The organism is Microbacterium flavescens (assembly GCF_018588945.1).
Lineage (GTDB): Bacteria > Actinomycetota > Actinomycetes > Actinomycetales > Microbacteriaceae > Microbacterium > Microbacterium flavescens.
On the sequence record NZ_JAFIWA010000013.1, the window covers coordinates 1 to 16541 of the forward strand.

At 70.3% G+C, this 16541-nt stretch carries 19 protein-coding genes; 12 read left to right on the plus strand and 7 right to left on the minus strand.

The window, feature by feature from the left end; genetic code table 11:
- The 10 genes from sufC to JX005_RS15720 form a co-directional block, all read left to right on the plus strand.
- A partial coding sequence (gene sufC / locus JX005_RS15675) for a Fe-S cluster assembly ATPase SufC (RefSeq protein ID WP_214468546.1) occupies nucleotides 1-536 on the plus strand: 536 nt, incomplete at its 5' end.
- 9 nt (nucleotides 537-545) lie between these two features.
- Complete coding sequence (locus tag JX005_RS15680) at nucleotides 546-875, plus strand: metal-sulfur cluster assembly factor (protein ID WP_127475313.1); 330 nt, start codon at nucleotides 546-548, stop codon at nucleotides 873-875.
- 73 nt (nucleotides 876-948) lie between these two features.
- Nucleotides 949-2103 (plus strand): MalY/PatB family protein, encoded by a 1155-nt coding sequence (locus tag JX005_RS15685; protein ID WP_214468548.1) that lies wholly within the window; start codon nucleotides 949-951, stop codon nucleotides 2101-2103.
- A complete protein-coding gene (locus tag JX005_RS15690; RefSeq protein ID WP_214468550.1) occupies nucleotides 2103-3485 on the plus strand; it encodes an MFS transporter in 1383 nt (460 codons plus the stop codon). The genes JX005_RS15685 and JX005_RS15690 overlap by 1 nt, the downstream gene beginning before the upstream one ends.
- A gap of 44 nt (nucleotides 3486-3529) precedes the next feature.
- A complete protein-coding gene (locus JX005_RS16445) occupies nucleotides 3530-4474 on the plus strand; it encodes a siderophore-interacting protein (RefSeq protein ID WP_307858618.1) in 945 nt (314 codons plus the stop codon).
- Nucleotides 4471-5481: a FecCD family ABC transporter permease gene (locus JX005_RS15700; protein ID WP_214468551.1), complete on the plus strand. Its 1011-nt coding sequence runs from the start codon at nucleotides 4471-4473 to the stop codon at nucleotides 5479-5481. The genes JX005_RS16445 and JX005_RS15700 overlap by 4 nt, the downstream gene beginning before the upstream one ends.
- Nucleotides 5478-6497, plus strand: coding sequence for a FecCD family ABC transporter permease (locus tag JX005_RS15705; RefSeq protein WP_214468553.1), 1020 nt, complete (start codon nucleotides 5478-5480; stop codon nucleotides 6495-6497). The genes JX005_RS15700 and JX005_RS15705 overlap by 4 nt, the downstream gene beginning before the upstream one ends.
- Nucleotides 6494-7315, plus strand: a complete 822-nt coding sequence (locus tag JX005_RS15710; RefSeq protein ID WP_214468555.1) for an ABC transporter ATP-binding protein — start codon at nucleotides 6494-6496, stop codon at nucleotides 7313-7315. The genes JX005_RS15705 and JX005_RS15710 overlap by 4 nt, the downstream gene beginning before the upstream one ends.
- A 20-nt stretch (nucleotides 7316-7335) precedes the next feature.
- Nucleotides 7336-8382, plus strand: a complete 1047-nt coding sequence (locus JX005_RS15715) for an ABC transporter substrate-binding protein (RefSeq protein ID WP_214468557.1) — start codon at nucleotides 7336-7338, stop codon at nucleotides 8380-8382.
- Nucleotides 8383-8536: 154 nt separating this feature from the next.
- Nucleotides 8537-10135 (plus strand): ABC-F family ATP-binding cassette domain-containing protein, encoded by a 1599-nt coding sequence (locus JX005_RS15720; RefSeq protein ID WP_214468559.1) that lies wholly within the window; start codon nucleotides 8537-8539, stop codon nucleotides 10133-10135.
- A gap of 267 nt (nucleotides 10136-10402) precedes the next feature.
- Here the strand turns inward: JX005_RS15720 and JX005_RS15725 are convergent, their stop codons facing one another.
- The 4 genes from JX005_RS15725 to JX005_RS15740 form a co-directional block, all read right to left on the minus strand.
- The gene (locus tag JX005_RS15725; protein WP_246534083.1) at nucleotides 10403-11248 is read right to left on the minus strand and encodes an SURF1 family cytochrome oxidase biogenesis protein; all 846 of its coding nucleotides are present in this window, start codon (nucleotides 11246-11248) and stop codon (nucleotides 10403-10405) included.
- Nucleotides 11245-11475 (minus strand): hypothetical protein, encoded by a 231-nt coding sequence (locus JX005_RS15730; protein WP_214468561.1) that lies wholly within the window; start codon nucleotides 11473-11475, stop codon nucleotides 11245-11247. Before JX005_RS15730 ends, JX005_RS15725 begins: the two co-directional genes overlap by 4 nt.
- A complete protein-coding gene (locus tag JX005_RS15735) occupies nucleotides 11472-11879 on the minus strand; it encodes a DUF3099 domain-containing protein (RefSeq protein WP_214468563.1) in 408 nt (135 codons plus the stop codon). The genes JX005_RS15730 and JX005_RS15735 overlap by 4 nt, the downstream gene beginning before the upstream one ends.
- 71 nt (nucleotides 11880-11950) lie before the next feature.
- A complete protein-coding gene (locus JX005_RS15740; protein WP_214468565.1) occupies nucleotides 11951-12463 on the minus strand; it encodes a DUF4190 domain-containing protein in 513 nt (170 codons plus the stop codon).
- A gap of 111 nt (nucleotides 12464-12574) precedes the next feature.
- On the opposite strand from JX005_RS15740, the gene fabG reads away from it, so the two are divergent.
- Nucleotides 12575-13285 carry a 3-oxoacyl-ACP reductase FabG gene (fabG, locus tag JX005_RS15745; protein ID WP_214468567.1) on the plus strand — a complete coding sequence of 237 codons (711 nt, stop codon included), beginning with the start codon at nucleotides 12575-12577 and terminating at the stop codon, nucleotides 13283-13285.
- A 28-nt stretch (nucleotides 13286-13313) separates the two neighbouring features.
- On the opposite strand, the gene JX005_RS15750 is transcribed toward fabG, so the two are convergent.
- Genes JX005_RS15750 through JX005_RS15760 form a run of 3 tightly spaced genes read right to left on the minus strand, consistent with a single transcriptional unit; the run spans nucleotide 13314 to nucleotide 15976 of the window.
- Nucleotides 13314-14006 (minus strand): alpha/beta fold hydrolase, encoded by a 693-nt coding sequence (locus JX005_RS15750; RefSeq protein ID WP_214468569.1) that lies wholly within the window; start codon nucleotides 14004-14006, stop codon nucleotides 13314-13316.
- 39 nt (nucleotides 14007-14045) lie between these two features.
- A complete protein-coding gene (gene serB, locus JX005_RS15755; RefSeq protein WP_214468571.1) occupies nucleotides 14046-14687 on the minus strand; it encodes a phosphoserine phosphatase SerB in 642 nt (213 codons plus the stop codon).
- A 44-nt stretch (nucleotides 14688-14731) separates the two neighbouring features.
- On the minus strand, nucleotides 14732-15976 hold the full coding sequence (locus tag JX005_RS15760; protein WP_214468573.1) for a glucose-1-phosphate adenylyltransferase: 1245 nt from the start codon (nucleotides 15974-15976) through the stop codon (nucleotides 14732-14734).
- A 76-nt stretch (nucleotides 15977-16052) separates the two neighbouring features.
- Between JX005_RS15760 and JX005_RS15765 the strand changes: the two genes are divergently transcribed.
- Nucleotides 16053-16541 (plus strand): glycosyltransferase (locus JX005_RS15765; RefSeq protein ID WP_214468575.1); only part of this gene is annotated, 489 nt, incomplete at its 3' end.

Here is a 16541-nt window from a genome sequence, read left to right on the forward strand (position 1 = left end):
TCCTGGCGATGCAGTATCCCGTCGAGATCCCCGGCGTGACGGTGACGAACTTCCTCCGCACCGCCAAGACCGCCATCGACGGCGAGGCCCCTTCGATCCGCACGTGGACGAAAGAGGTCAAGTCCTCGATGAAGGCCCTGCGCATGGACCCCAAGTTCGCCCAGCGCAACGTCAACGAGGGCTTCTCCGGCGGCGAGAAGAAGCGCCACGAGATCCTCCAGCTCGAGCTGCTCAAGCCGCAGATCGCGATCCTCGACGAGACCGACTCCGGGCTCGACGTCGACGCGCTCAAGGTGGTCTCGGAGGGCGTGAACCGCGCCCGTTCCGAGAACGATCTGGGCGTCCTGCTCATCACGCACTACACGCGCATCCTGCGCTACATCCGTCCGGACTACGTGCACGTCATGGTGGGCGGCCGGATCGCCGAGGAGGGCGGCCCCGAACTGGCCGACCGGCTCGAGGACGAGGGTTACGACCGCTACCTCCCCGCGGGCGTCGAAGAGCCCGCCGATGCCCCCGTCGGCACCGAAGCATAGAATCGTTACATGACCGCAACGCTCACACCCGAGAAGTACGACGAGGTCACCGAAGCTCTCAAGGACGTCATGGATCCCGAGCTGGGGATCAATGTCGTCGACCTCGGCCTCATCTACGACCTCGGATGGGACGACGAGAACGACGCACTGGTCATCCACATGACGCTCACGTCGGCCGGCTGTCCGCTCACCGACGTGCTGGAGGAGCAGACCGCTCAGGCTCTGGACGAGGTGGTCGACCGCTTCCGCATCAACTGGGTCTGGATGCCGCCGTGGGGTCCGGAGCGGATCACCGATGACGGACGCGACATGATGCGAGCCCTCGGCTTCGCCATCTGACACCCTCGCGGCCGCGTTTCACTCGGTGACGCTCGAGGCGCTGTTGTCCGAGCGCCCTCGATATTGTCGTGCGATGAGCGTCGCGCCCCTGCAAGCCCTTCCCCTCGAGCAGCTGAGGCAGCGCTCCAGCACGAAGTGGCGCAAGTACGGCGATGACGTGCTGCCGTTCTTCGTCGCGGAGACCGACTACCCGCCGGCCCCCGCGATCACCGCCGCGCTGTCCCGGGCGGTCGCGCTCGGCGACACCGGCTACACGCCCCCCGACCTCGGCGTCGCGAGCGCCTATGCGGCCTTCGCGCAGCGCCGGTTCGGGTGGAAGCCCGATCCCGCGCGGATCCGCACGACGTGCGACGTGATGATGGCGATCGTCGAGATCCTGCGTCACGTGATCTCGCCGGGCGACCGAGTGATCGTGACGCCCCCGGTGTATCCGCCGTTCTTCGAGTGCATCCCCGAAGCGGGAGGCGTCGTGGAGCGCGTGCCGCTCATCGACCGCGGCACCGGCTGGGAGCTCGACCTCGGAGGCGTCGAGGGAGCGCTGGCCGGCGGAGCGCGCGCCGTGCTCCTCTGCAACCCCCACAACCCCACCGGCACCGTTCACTCGCGGGAGACGCTGGCGACGCTGGCCGATCTTGCGGCGCGGTACGACGCGGTCGTCATCAGCGACGAGATCCACGCGCCGTTGACCCACCGCGGAGCTGTTTTCACGCCGTTCCTGGATGCCTCGCCCGCGGCCGCACGAATCGGCTACGCCGTCGTGAGCGCGAGCAAGGCGTTCAATCTGGCTGGACTCAAGTGCGCGCTGATGGTCGCCGCCGACGAGACCACCTCCGCCGTCGTGCGCTCCCTGCCCGACGAGGTCGAGTGGCGCACCGGTCTGTTCGGCGCGATCGCGGCGGTCGCCGCGTTCTCGGCGGAGAGCGACGTCTGGCTGGATGCGCAGCTGGCGGCGCTCGATCTCAATCGCGTCCTGCTCGCCGAACTGCTCGACGAGCACGTCCCGGCCGCGCGGTATCGCATTCCCGATGCCGGCTTCCTGGCGTGGGTGGATCTCTCCGACCTCGGGTGGGGCGACAACCCTGCGGTGAAGATCCGTCGCGAGGCGCGGGTCGCCTTCCACCTCGGGCCGTTCTTCGGCGAGGAGGGCCGGGGTCACGTGCGCATCAACTTCGGGTGTTCGCCCGAGCTGCTGACCGAGGCGCTCCGACGGGTGGGTAGCCTGGTCTGATGAGCACTGCACCCGTCGAGTCCGAGACGGGGATCTGGCGGGGGCGGTTCGTCTGGGTCACGGTCGGTGCCGTCGCCCTCATCTTCCTGGCGGCGATGCAGTCGCTCGCCGTGACCACTGTGATGCCCGTCGTGAGTGCCGACCTCGACGGCGGCGCGCTGTACGCGGTGGCGTTCGCCGGCACGCTCGCGACGAGCGTGATCGGCATGGTTGCCGTCGGAGCGTGGTGCGACCGCGGGGGAGTGCTCGCTCCGCTGACCACGGCCGTCGTACTGTTCGTGGTCGGCTTGATCATCGCGGGGCTGGCCACGTCGATGCCGGTGCTCGTCGCGGGTCGCCTCGTGCAGGGCCTAGGCACAGGCGGGCAGACCGTCGCGCTGTACGTGGTCGTCGCCCGCGTGTATCCCTCGGTCATGCACGGCCGGGTGTTCGCCGCCTTCTCGGCAGCCTGGGTGGTGCCGTCGCTCATCGGCCCGTTCCTGGCCGGCGCGGTGACCGAGTTTCTCCACTGGCGCTGGGTGTTCCTCGGCGTCGCCGGACTTACCGTCATCGCGTTCACGATGGTGGTGCTCCGTCTGCACGGCCTTCCGCTCCACACCGACCACCCTGCGACGGACCGGATCGGGCCGCGCATGGCGTGCGCGGTGGCGGTCGCAGTCGGCGCGCTGGCGCTCAGCCTGGCCGGCGAGCTCGGAGCCTACGCGTGGGTCGTGGTGGCGGCATCCGCTGTCGTCATCGGCTTGGCGTCGCGACCTCTCCTTCCCCGCGGCACGCTGCTCGCGCGACGCGGCCTGCCGAGCGTGGTGCTGATGCGAGGTCTCATCGCCGGAGCCCTGTTCGGCGCCGAGATCTACGTGCCGTACCTGCTGATCGACCACTACGACTTCTCGCCGACGTGGGCAGGGCTCGGGCTCACCACTGCGGCGATCGCCTGGGCGGCCGCGGCCGACGTGCAGGGCCGCGTGGGCGACCGGCTCGGCAATGCGCGCATCACGGCGCTCGGCGTGACACTCCTCATCACGTCCACCGTCGTGGCCGGCGCGACCGCCATGCTCGGATGGCATCCGGCGGTGCTCATCGTGGGCTGGGCTTTCGCCGGCGGCGGCATGGGCCTCATGTACCCGCGGCTGACCGTGCTCACCCTCGCGTACTCGACGCCGCAGAATCAGGGCTTCAACTCATCGGCCCTGTCGATCTCCGACTCGATCGGCGCGGCCACCTCGATCGCGATCATGGGGCTCGTCTTCACGGCGCTGGCGGGGACGGATGCCGCGTTCCCCGCGGTCTTCGCGCTCGCGACGGCTCTCGCCCTCCTCGCGCTGGTCCCGGGCCTGCGGCTGGGTCACGCGCATGAGGAGTCCGGCGCCGCCCATCGTTCGTGATATCCGATTTTGGCAAGCAGACGAGGTAAGGCTAACCTTACTGGGTGAGCTCTTCGATCGCCGTCAGCACGCGCCCTGCGTATCGCCCCTACGCCGCGACCGTCGCGGACGTGCACCGGCTGTCTCCGCACTTCGTGCGCGTGGCCTTCACCGGACCCGACTTCGACGTGTTCGGCACGGCCGGGCTCGACCAGCGCGTCAAGCTGATCCTGCCCCTCGCGGACGGATCCCTGAGTGACATCGGCCAGCACGACGAGTCCATGATCGACGCCGGTGATTGGTACGCCGCGTGGCGCGGCATCCCGACCGAATCCCGCAGCCCCCTGCGCACCTACACGGTCCGTCGCATCGACCCGGACGCGCGTCTGCTGCACGTCGACTTCGTGGTGCATCACGGCGCCGGCCCCGCGGGCAGCTGGGCGGAGACTGCCTCCGTCGGCAGCCAGATCGTGATCGTCGGACCCGACCACCGCAGCGACGGCTACCGTCTTGGACTGGACTGGCACCCGGGGACCGCCCGTCGACTCGTCCTCGCGGGCGATGAGACGGCAGCGCCGGCCATCGGCTCGATCCTCGAGTCGCTCGACGAGTCGTTCGAGGTGGATGCCTTCATCGAGGTTCCCAGCCGCGCCGACGCGCTGACACTGGAGGTGCCGCCCTCCTTCCGCGTCTCGTGGCTGGCGCGCGACGAGCGGGAGCACGGCGCCGCGCTCACCGACGCGGTCACCGCGTGGACGTCGACGGCGACCGACACTCTGGCACGCGCGGCGGCTCCGCGCCGCCAGGAGCTGGCCGACGTGGACGTCGACACCGACCTGCTGTGGGACAGCCCCGAAGACTCCGAAGGCGAGTTCTACGCCTGGATCGCCGGTGAGGCCGCCATGGTCAAGGGCTTGCGCCGGCACCTCGTGCAGGGCTGCGGCGTGGACCGCAAGCGCGTCGCCTTCATGGGGTACTGGCGGCTCGGGCAGGCCGAGGGACAGGAATGACCAGCGCCCGCGACCGGCGCGCGAGGCTCGTCCTGCTCACCGCGATCGCGCTGCTGCTGGTCATGGTTCTGGTGAGCCTCATGATCGGCGCGCGGCCCGTCGCACCGGGGGTGGTGATCGATGCTCTGCTGCGCCCCGACATGTCCCTCGCCGATCACAGCGTGATCCTCACGCAGCGCGTCCCTCGCACGATCATCGGAATTCTCGCCGGCGCATCGCTGGCCCTCGCCGGCACGCTCATGCAGGGGCTTACCCGCAACCCGCTCGCCGACCCGGGCCTCCTCGGCGTGAACGCCGGTGCGTCGGTGGCGGTCCTTGCGGCGATCACGCTGTGGGGCATCACGTCGCCTTCGGGCTTCGTATGGTTCGCGTTCGTCGGCGCCGCGGTCGCATCGGTCGCCGTCGCCTTCATCGGGTCGCGCGGTTCCGACGGCTCCAACCCGGCCAAGCTGGCGCTCACCGGAGCCGCGGTGACCGCCGGTCTGACGGCCGTGAGCACCCTGATCCTCACGACATCGATCACGGCGTTCGACGTGTTCCGCTACTGGCAGGTGGGCGGCCTCACCAACCGCGGCCTCGACACCGTCGCCGTCGTGGTCCTCCCCATCGTCATCGGCGCGGTCATCGCCTTCACCTCTGCGCGCGGCCTGGACCTGATCGCCCTCGGCGACGACACGGCGACCGGGCTCGGCCACAGCGTGGCACGAACGCGCACGCTCGGCATCGTCGCCACCGTCCTGCTCTGCGGCAGCGCCACGGCCATCGCCGGCCCCATCGTCTTCCTCGGACTGCTCGTCCCGCACGCGCTGCGCGCGCTCGTCGGCGGCGACTACCGCTGGCTGCTGGCCATCGGAGCGCCCGCGGGCGCCGCCGTGCTGCTGGCTGCCGACGTGCTCGGGCGCGTCATCGCCCTGCCCGGCGAGGTGCAGGCCGGGCTCGTGGTCGCCTTCGTCGGCGCTCCGGTGCTCATCTCTCTCGTGCTCCGACGTGGGCGGGTGACCCTGTGAGCGCGTCGGTGCTCGAGGTCCGCTCGCGCGTGAGTCGCCGGCGCACGCTGGTCGTGTCTGCGGTGCTGCTCGCCGTCGTCGTGATCGCCATCATTTCGCTCTCCGTCGGCGACTACCCCATCGCTCCGGCCGACCTGTGGGCGACGCTGTGGGGCGGGGGAGACCGCGCGCAGTCGTACGTCGTCTTCCAGGTGCGGGCGCCTCGACTCGCGATGGCGCTCGTCGTCGGCGCCGCGCTGGGCGTGGCCGGCGGCCTGCTGCAGTCGCTGCTGGGCAATCCGCTCGCCAGTCCCGATCTGCTCGGCATCAGCGGCGGCGCGGGAGCGGCGGCCGTCTTCGGCATCCTGACGCTGGGGATCGGCGGACCGGTGCTCGCCGTGGCCGCGTTCCTCGGTGGCCTCGCGGTGGCCGCCTTCCTGCTGCTCGCCGGACGGCACCGCGCCGACGGAGGCTACCGCCTCATCCTCGCGGGCGTCGGCGTCGCGTTCCTCACGATCGCGATCACGAACTACCTGATGGTGCGCGCGCAGGTCGAGCTCGCCCAGGCGGCGCTGATCTGGCTGACGGGCAGCCTCTCCTCGACCCCGTGGTGGAGCGTCGTGACCGTGCTCATCGTCGTGATCCTCTGCATCCCCGCCGTCGTGGCGTGCGCGCGCTGGCTCCCGATCACCCAGATGGGGGCGTCGACTGCCGCCTCGCTGGGCGTGCGGGCGTCCACCGTGCGGATCGTCACCGTGCTGACGGCGGTCCTGCTCACCGCCGTCACGTGCGCCTTCGTCGGACCGATCGGGTTCATCGCCCTCTGCGCTCCCGCGATCGCCCGCCCGCTGCTCGGCCATGGCGCCATCGGCATCGGGACGAGCGCCGCGGTCGGTGCGTGCCTGCTCGCGGCCGCCGACCTCGTCGCGCAGTTCGCCCTGCCCGGTGTCTCCGTGCCGGTGGGCGTGGTGACCGGTGCGATCGGCGCCGCCTTCCTCCTGTGGCTCCTCGCGACGTCGAAAGGACGCAACCTGTGACCCCCGCAACCGCACCGCGCCTCAGCGCACGCGGGCTTGCCGCCGGCTATCCCGGACGGCGGGTGATCGAAGACCTCGATCTCGACTTCGCCGCCGGCCGCATGACGATGGTCATCGGCGCGAACGCCTGCGGCAAGTCGACGCTGCTGAGCGTTCTCGCCCGTGTGAACGAGCCCCTCGGCGGAACCGTGGAGCTCGACGGCGTCGACATCCGCACGCTGCCTCGCCGCCGGTTCGCACAGAGCGTCGGCCTGCTGCCGCAGCATCCCACCGCTCCCGACGGTCTGACCGTCGCCGAACTCGTCTCACGCGGCCGTCACCCGCACCGCGGGGTCTTCCAGCGCTGGAGCGCTGCCGACACTGCGCGCGTCGACGATGCGATGGCCAAGACGGGGGTCAGCGCCCTGGCGGATCGCGCTGTGGGCGACCTGTCGGGCGGCCAGCGTCAGCGCGTCTGGATCGCGATGGCCCTCGCGCAGGAGCCTCGCGTGCTCCTGCTGGACGAGCCGACGACCTTCCTGGACCTGAGCCACCAGATCGAGGTGCTCGACCTCCTGCGCACGCTCAACCGCACCGACGGCACGACGATCGTGGTCGTTCTCCATGAGCTCAACCTCGCCGCGCGCTACGCCGACGACCTCGTGATCATGAGTGCCGGCCGCGTCGTCGCGCACGGCGCCCCCTCCGACGTGCTCACCCGTGAGGTCGTGTCGCAGGCGTTCGACCTCGATGCGCTCGTCATCCCCGACCCCCTCACCTCCACCCCCCTCGTCATCCCCGTTCCCGGAGGCGCCCACGCCGCCGCGGACGAGGCCTGACGCGATCGAAAGGAAGATCCATGCCCGTTACCCACCCGCGCCTCGCCGCGTTCGCCGCGCTCGCGCTGGCCGGCGGCCTCGTGCTCTCCGGATGCGCCGGCACGGCCGCACCCGCATCGTCCGACTCGGACGACAACGGCTCCGCCGCGTCAGGGAGCTTCCCGGTGACCTTCGAGCACATCTACGGCGAGACCACGATCGAAGAGGCGCCCGAGCGCATCGCGACGTGGGGCTGGGGTGCGACCGACGCGGTTCTCGCACTGGGCATCGTGCCCGTCGCGATCCCGTCGTCCGAGTACGGCGGTGGCGACGACCTCATCACGCCCTGGGTCGACGAGGCGCTCAGCGAGCTCGGCGGTGAGGCGCCCGTGCTGCTGGACAACTCCGCCTACGAGCTGTCCGTCGAGCAGCTGCTCGCGAGCGACCCCGATGTGCTCATCGCGTCCTACTCAGGCCTCACGCAGGAGGAGTACGACGCGGTGACCGGCGCCGGCATCCCCGTCGTCGCTCCCGAAGAGGCCCTCTGGGCGACGCCGTGGCGCGACGTCATCACCGACACCGGCAGGGCGCTCGGCCTCGAGAGCGAGGCGGACGCCGTGCTCGCCGACCTGGATCAGCAGATCGCGGATGCCGCAGCCGAGCACCCCGAGTTCGAAGGCCTGTCGATCGCGTACGCCGATGACGACGTCGACACGTTCTACCTCTACCTTCCCGCCGATCCCCGCGTCGAGATCCTCGAGGACCTCGGGTTCACCAGCGCCGAGTCGGTGACCGCGCTCGACAGCGGCGAGTCGACGTTCTACACCACGGTCAGCAGCGAGAACCTCGACCAGATCGACGCGGACGTGCTCTTCACTCAGGCCGAGGCGCAGTCCGACCTCGACGAGTTCATCGCATCGGACCGCGCCGCGCTGATCCCCGCCGTGGCCGCCGGAGCCGTGGCGCCGATCGTCGGCGAGGAGAACGTGGCCGCGATCTCGCCGACCGCGCTGACCCTGCCGTGGATCCTTCCCGACGTCGTCGAGCAGCTCGCCGCAGCGGCAGCCGCCGTCATCGCGCAGCGCTGATCCCACTCGGACACACGCACGAGAGCCCCGGTCGCGACGACCGGGGCTCTCGTCTGACCGGGCAGTGCGGCGGCCTGCCGGCGCTCGCCCCGTATACTGGGAGGCTGGCCGTTCGGCCACTTCCCCTTCTCCATCGACGGATCGGACTTCCGCTGTGCTCGCCGTGCACGACCTCGAGATTCGCGTGGGCGCCCGCGTGCTCATGTCCGACGTGTCGTTCCGTGTGTCGGCGGGCGACAAGGTCGGTCTCGTGGGCCGCAACGGAGCCGGGAAGACGACCCTGACCAAGGTGCTCGCCGGCGACCTGCTGCCCGCCGAGGGCAAGGTCGACCGCATCGGCGAGCTGGGATACCTGCCGCAGGATCCGCGCTCCGGCGATCCCGACATGCTGGCCCGCACCCGCATCCTCGACGCCCGAGGACTCGGGACGATCGCACTGGGCATGCACGAGGCATCCGTCGCCATGGGCGATGATGATCCGGATGCCGCGGCCCGCGCCATGCGCAAGTACGCGAACCTCACCGAGCGGTTCGAAGCGCTCGGAGGCTACGCGGCCGAGGCGGAGGCCGCCTCGATCGCGCACAACCTGTCGCTGCCGGACCGCATCCTCGAGCAGCCGCTGCGCACCCTCTCGGGCGGCCAGCGCCGGCGCATCGAGCTCGCTCGCATCCTGTTCTCGAACGCCGAGTCGATGATCCTCGACGAGCCGACCAACCACCTCGACGCCGACAGCGTCGTGTGGCTGCGCGAGTTCCTCAAGGGCTACAAGGGCGGGCTCATCGTCATCAGCCACGATGTCGAGCTCGTGGGCGAGACCGTCAACCGCGTGTTCTACCTCGATGCGAACCGCCAGGTCATCGACGTCTACAACATGAACTGGAAGAACTACCTGCGCCAGCGGGTGGCCGACGAGGAGCGCCGCAAGAAGGAGCGCGCCAACGTCGAGAAGAAGGCCACCGCCCTGCAGCTGCAGGCCGCCCGGTTCGGCGCCAAGGCGTCGAAGGCGGCCGCTGCGCACCAGATGGTGGCGCGCGCCGAGAAGATGCTGTCAGGACTCGACGACGTCCGCCAGGAGGAGCGGGTCGCCAAGCTGCGCTTCCCCAAGCCGGCTCCGTGCGGAAAGACCCCGCTCATGGCGTCGGGACTGTCGAAGTCGTACGGCTCGCTCGAGATCTTCACCGACGTCGACCTCGCGATCGATCGCGGCTCGAAGGTCGTCGTGCTCGGGCTGAACGGCGCCGGCAAGACGACCCTGCTGCGCATCCTCGCCGGCGTCGACAAGCCCGATACCGGGCAGATCGAGCCGGGGCACGGCCTCAAGGTCGGCTACTACGCGCAGGAGCACGAGAACCTCGACGTCTCGCGATCGGTGCTCGAGAACATGATGTCGGCGGCGCCCGACATCACCGCGACCGACGCCCGAAAGGTGCTGGGGTCGTTCCTGTTCACCGGCGACGACGTGCTGAAGCCCGCGGGCGTCCTGTCCGGTGGGGAGAAGACGCGGCTCTCGCTGGCGACTCTCGTGGTGTCCAGCGCCAACATGCTGCTGCTCGACGAGCCCACGAACAACCTGGACCCCGCCTCGCGTGAGGAGATCCTCGGCGCACTCTCGCACTACGAGGGAGCCGTAGTGCTCGTCTCGCACGATGAGGGTGCGGTCGAGGCGCTCAACCCCGAGCGGGTGCTCATCCTGCCCGACGGCGTCGAAGACATCTGGGGTCGCGACTACGCGGAGCTCATCTCGCTGGCTTGACGCCGGCCCTGTAGCGGGTCGTTGAGCGAGCGAAGCGAGAGGGAACGCGTTGAGGCGCGAGGGCTCCTCGGAAGATCGAGGCGTTTCGTCTCGTCGCTTCGCTCCTCGCTCAACGACCCGGGTGCGGGGACGGTGGGGGGCGGGGGCAACGGCGAGGCGGTTCGTCTCGTCGCTTCGCTCCTCGCTCAACGAACCGGGTGGGAGGGAACTGCGAGGCGTTTCGTCTCGTCGCTTCGCTCCTCGCTCAACGAACCGGTGGGGCGGGCCTCAGCGGCCGGCGGCGTCCAGCAGGGCGTCCTCGTCCTGCGCGTCGCGGTCGCGTCGACGGGAGGATTCCTCGGCGTCCTCGCGGCGATGCCGCCGCTCGGTGCGGATGACGTAGCCGATGAAGACGAACCCCATGACCGCGAAGAGGATCCACTGGATCGCGTACGAGAGGTGCGGGCCGGGGTCCTCGGAGGGCGATTCGAGCGACTGCGGCACGGTCGCGGGCGCAGGGTCCTCCGAGGCCATGACGCCGTAGGCACTGACTTCGAGCGCTTCGCCGGCGTCGGCCGACACCGACTCGGCGACGAGCGGCAGGTGGATGGTCGGCACCTGTCCGGCGGGGGCGGTCCGGCCCGACGACGGAAGCTGCTCACCGGGCTTGAGCCGGGCGATGACGGTCACCTGGCCCTCAGGCGGCGCGGGCACGGCTTCGGGTTCAGGCTGATCGTCGCCCGGCGCAACCCAGCCGCGGTCGATCAGCAGGACGCGGCCGTCCGATAGGCGGAAGGGCACCAGCACCTCGAACGCGGACGTGCCGCCGTGCGGCCGATTGCGCACGAGCAGCTGGTCGTCGGCGACGTACTCGCCGACGAGGCGCACCGGGTGCCACTGGTCACCGGGGTCGAGCTGGCCGCCGGCGGGGATGAGCTCGTCGAGCGGCACGGGCGTCGCGTCGTAGTTCGCCTCGACGAGCGCGAGCTGGGCCGAGCGCTCTTCATTTCGTGTGAACTGCCAGTTCGACAGGAAGGCGCAGGCGATCGCGAACACGACGGCGAGCGAGACGTAGATCGCCCACCGGCCGGCGCGAGGCAGCGCCTGCATGCTGACCTCTCGCCGCGCGCTCATCGTCCAGCCTCACTGGGCAGCAGCGGCCCGACCTCGACCGGAAAGTCGCGGGCCGCCAGGAACTCGCGGAGGTAGTCACGGTGCGCGTCGCACGCGACCCACGTCTTCGTGCGATCGGCCGAGTGGATGCGTGGGTTGCGCCAGTCGATCCGCCAGGCGGCGTCGGCGCGGCAGCCTGCGCGCGAGCAGGTCGCGGGGGCGACGGGCTCGGGGAGATCGAGGCTCATGCGGTGCCGTCCGTGGACCCGCTGTCGTGCCCTTCGCCGTCGGAGGTCGGGTCGGCGGGGCGTTCGCCGATCGCGGGTGCCTCCTCGACGCGGATCACACTGCCCGAGTGGGGGCCGAGGGGAGTGGTGGGCACCGCGGGAAGCGCGCGCTCGGGGTCTTCCCGGCGGTTGCGCCGCGCTTCCTGGCCGACGTTCGCGAGGACGACCGCGATGTACGGGAGGAAGATCGCAGCAGCGCCGAACACCCACGTGTACCACCCGTACGGCGTGATGACGACCATGAGGATGAAGCACACGACACGCAGGGCCATCGTGGCGAGATAGCGGGTCGATCGCGCGTCGACATCGTCACGTGGCGCCCGTGGCAGCGACGTGGCGGATTGGGGCCGACTCGAACTTTTCACCTTCCTTCAAGACTACGCCGCGCGGCCCCTGCAGGCGCCCTCGAGGGCACGTGCAGGGGCCGCGCGATCCGTCAGGAGCTGTACCGCGCGCCCTGACTCGCAGCCCAGGCGATGAAGGAGAAGAAGATGATGCCGCCGATGATCCACAGGGCGAGTCCGACGTACCCGACGATCGTGCCGCCGAGCGCCATGCCGCGGCCGTTCTCGCCGCTCGTCTTGAGCTGGTGGAGCGAGATGTGGCCCGTGATGACGCCCGCGATCGATCCGATGATCGGCACGATTCCGATGAAGCCGACGATCGAGGCGATGAGGGAGACGATGGCGAGGACGTTGGTCTTCACCTGCGCGCCGTAGCCGTAGGCGGGCGCACCGTACTGGGGTGCCGCCCCGTACTGGGGTGCCGCCCCGTACTGGGGTGCCGCCCCGTACTGGGGTGCGGATCCGTAGGCGGGCGGCGCCTGCGGAGTACCGTAGGCGGGCGGCGCGCCGTACGTCGGCGGCGCAGGGGTCGCGGGCGGCGGATATCCGCCGCCACCGGACTGCGCCGGATCGGGTGCGGGCGCGTCGGGGGTGTTGTCGCTCAAAGGCTGACCTTTCTCGAGATTGCTCTTAGCGTTCCAGCGCACGGCATGGGGTGTCAAACGTGGCGCCACTAGGCTGGTCCGGATCCGTCACACACCCCCGGGGAGCTTCTCATGTCCAGCGATCGCGTCGTCCTCGTCACCGGCGGAAACCGCGGCATCGGCCGCGCCATCGCCGAGCGCTTCGTGGCGCAGGGCTACAAGGTGGCGGTGACCGCGCGCTCCGGCGAGGGTCCGGAAGGAACGCTGACGGTGCGTGCCGATGTGACGGATGCCGCGGCCGTCGACGCCGCCTTCACCGAGGTCGAGAGCGCCCTCGGCCCGGTCGAGATCGTGGTCGCGAATGCCGGCATCACCAAGGACACCCTGCTACTGCGCATGACCGAGGACGACTTCGACAGCGTGGTCTCCACGAACCTCGGCGGCGCGTTCCGCGTCGTCAAGCGCGCGTCGAAGGGCATGCTCCGCGCCCGCTGGGGACGCGTGATCCTCATCTCGAGCGTCGTGGGGCTGTACGGCTCCGCGGGTCAGATCAACTACGCGGCCTCGAAGAGCGCCCTCGTGGGCTTCGCTCGCTCACTCACCCGCGAGCTGGGCGCGCGCGGGATCACGGCCAACGTCGTGGCTCCCGGCTTCATCGAGACCGACATGACGGCGGCTCTGGGCGACGACACGCAGGCCGAGTACAAGAAGAGCATCCCCGCGGGTCGCTTCGCGACGGCCGATGAGGTCGCCGGCGTCGTCACCTGGATGGCGTCGGATGACGCGGCGTACATCTCGGGCGCCGTGATCCCCGTCGACGGCGGCCTCGGCATGGGCCACTGAGGACGACGCGCCGGCTGAGGCGGCAGGGTCAGCGAGCGGCGGCGACGAGCGCACGCGAGAGTCGCTCGGGCTGAGAGAACTGCGGCCAGTGACCGGAGCCGAGCGCGACGACCTCGGTGTCGGCGATAGCGGCGAACTCGGCCCCGTACGTTCCCCACTGCGCGATCGCCTCGCGGAATGCGGCGTCGTCCATGCTTCCGGAGAGGATGGTCACCGGCACCGCGTGGCGTGCTGAGCCTTCGAGCCGCACCGGATCGGTCGGAACCTTCGCCGGAACCGACCGCGTGCGCGGCGTCCACGCCGCGCGGGTCTCGGCGTCGATGTCGTCGACGTCAGGGGCGTCGAAGGAGTCCCAGCCGGGGAACGGGATCACGCCGTCGACGATCTCGAACTCGGAGATCGTGCCGCCCGGCGGGGGCGGCACGGTGTCGACGAAGATCACGCGGGCCACCTGGCCGGGCCGCGCCTCGGCTGCCGCCCACACGACGTTGCCGCCGCCGCTGTGCCCGACCAGCACCACCGGGCGCCCCAGACCGTCGATCTCGGCCACCACGGCGTCGACCCAGTCCTGGATGCCGATGTCGGCGGACTCCGTCGCGGGTGCGCCGACGCCGGGCATGGTCAGGGGGCGGGGTGCGTGCCGGGCCTCGCGCAGCGCGGGGAGGATGGGATCCCACGAGGATGCGTCGAGCCAAAGACCGGGAACGAGGATGATGTCCATGACCCGACGTTACCGAGGGGCGGCGACATTTTCGCCGGCTCAGGGAAGGAGCGCGATCACCTCGGCCAGATCCACGGGTCCGACGATCAGGTCGGCGCGCTCACGCACGGCGGGCTTCGCGTTGAAGGCGACCCCCAGCCCTGCCGCCGCCATCATCTTCAGGTCGTTCGCGCCGTCTCCGATCGCGATCGTGCGCGCCAGCGGGACACCCGCGTCTTCCGCCCATTCGCGCAGCGCCGCGGCCTTGCCCTCGGCGTCCACGATGTCGCCGTCGACCACGCCGGTCAGCGCGCCATCCGCCGTGACGAGGCGGTTCGCGCGCCACACGTCGACGCCCAGCGACGGGGCGACGGTGTCGAGGATCTCGTGGAAGCCGCCCGAGACGACCCCCACAGCACCGCCGCGAGCGTGGATTGCGTCGATGAGCTCGCGCACGCCGGGCGTCGGCTCGACTCTCGCGAGCACGTCGGCGAGCGCCGCCGTCGCAACGCCCTCGAGCCGCGCGACCCGCGACCTCAGGCTGGTGGCGAAGTCGACCTCGCCGCGCATGGCGGCCTCGGTCGCCGCGGCGACCTCCGGTCCTCGCCCGGCCTCATCGGCGATCAGCTCGATGACCTCGTTGCGGATCAGCGTCGAATCGGCGTCGAGCACGACGAGGAAGCGGGCGGCGGGTGCAGGCATCCCTCCACGCTAGCGTCGCCGGGCGCGGCATCCGCAACCGGCGGTCACCGTTCGACGTGGATGCCCTTGCCGACCACCGTGATGCCGCTGTCGGTGACGGTGTAGCCCCGCGCCAGGTCTCGGTCGCGGTCCACGCCGACCGTCGCCCCGTCGGCGAGCACGACCTGCTTGTCGAGGATCGCGCGATGGATCCGCGCGCCGGCGCCCACCTGGACGTGGTCGAACAGCACCGAGTCGGTGATCGTCGAGCCGCCGCCCGCGAGGGTCCACGGCCCGACGACGCTCCGCTCGAGGTGGGTGCCCGAGAGCACCGATCCGAGCGACACGATGGAGTCGATGGAATTGCCGATGCGACCGACCGAGTCGCGGACGAACTTCGCGGGAGGCGAGTTCACCGCCTGCGAGTGGATCGGCCAGTCGGTGTTGTAGAGGTTGAAGATCGGCAGCGTCGAGATGAGGTCGCGGTGGGCGTCGAAGAACGAGTCGATGGTCCCGACGTCGCGCCAGTAGTAGCGGTCGCGATCGGTCGATCCCGGCACCTCGTTGCGGTTCATGTCGTACACGCCGGCCTCGCCGCGGCCGACGAAGTACGGCACGATGTCGCCGCCCATGTCGTGGTTCGACGTCGGCAGCTCGCCGTCGGCCTCGACTGCCTCGATCAGCGCGTCGGTGTCGAAGATGTAGTTGCCCATCGAGGCCAGGACCTCGCCGGGGGAGTCGGCCAGTCCCGTCGGGTTCTGAGGCTTCTCGAGGAAGTCGTTGATGCGCGTCGGATCGCTCTTGTCCACGTCGATCACGCCGAACTGGTTGGCGAGCGAGATCGGCTGACGGATGCCTGCGACCGTCGCGCGTGCGCCGGAATCGATGTGCGCCGCCAGCATCTGCCGGAAGTCCATGCGGTACACGTGGTCGGCGCCGATGACGACGACGATGTCGGGTTGCTCGTCGTTGATGAGGTTCAGGCTCTGAAGGATGGCATCGGCCGATCCGGAGAACCACCGCTTGCCCAGGCGCTGCTGCGCCGGCACCGAGGCGACATACGAGTCGAGGAGGGCCGACATCCGCCACGTCTGCGAGATATGCCTGTCGAGGCTGTGCGACTTGTACTGGGTGAGCACGACGACCTGCCGCAGGCCCGAGTTGATCAGGTTCGATATGGCGAAGTCGATGAGCCGGTACTGGCCGCCGAAGGGCACCGCCGGCTTGGCCCTGTCCGCCGTCAGGGGCATGAGGCGCTTTCCCTCGCCGCCGGCGAGGATGATTCCGAAGACCTTCGGCGCTGCAGGCATGGCACCACCCTAGGCCCGCACCCCGATCGGGCCCAACGGCTACACGCGGGTTGACTCGTGTACTAAGTTGCGTCCCATGCGCGTCGACATCGTGACCAAGGAGTACCCGCCCGAGATCTACGGCGGAGCCGGCGTGCACGTCACCGAGCTGGTGAAAGCGCTGCGCGAGAGCATCGACGTGCGCGTCCGGGCCTTCGGGGCGGATCGCGACGAGGAGGGCACGACGGCGTACGGCGTGCCGGCCGAGCTCGCCGCCGCAAACGCGGCGGTCCAGACCCTGGGCACCGACCTGGAGATCGTCACCGACGTCGCGGGAGCCGACGTCGTGCACAGCCACACCTGGTACGCGAACTTCGCCGGCCACCTCGCCTCGCTCCTGCACGGCATCCCCCACATCGTCACCGCGCACAGCCTCGAGCCGCTGCGCCCGTGGAAGGCGGAGCAGCTCGGCGGCGGCTACGCGGTCTCGAGCTGGATCGAGCAGACGGCGTACGAGGGCGCTGCCGCCATCGTGGCGGTCAGCGACGGAATGCGGCAGGACATCCTGCGCAGCTACCCCTCGCTC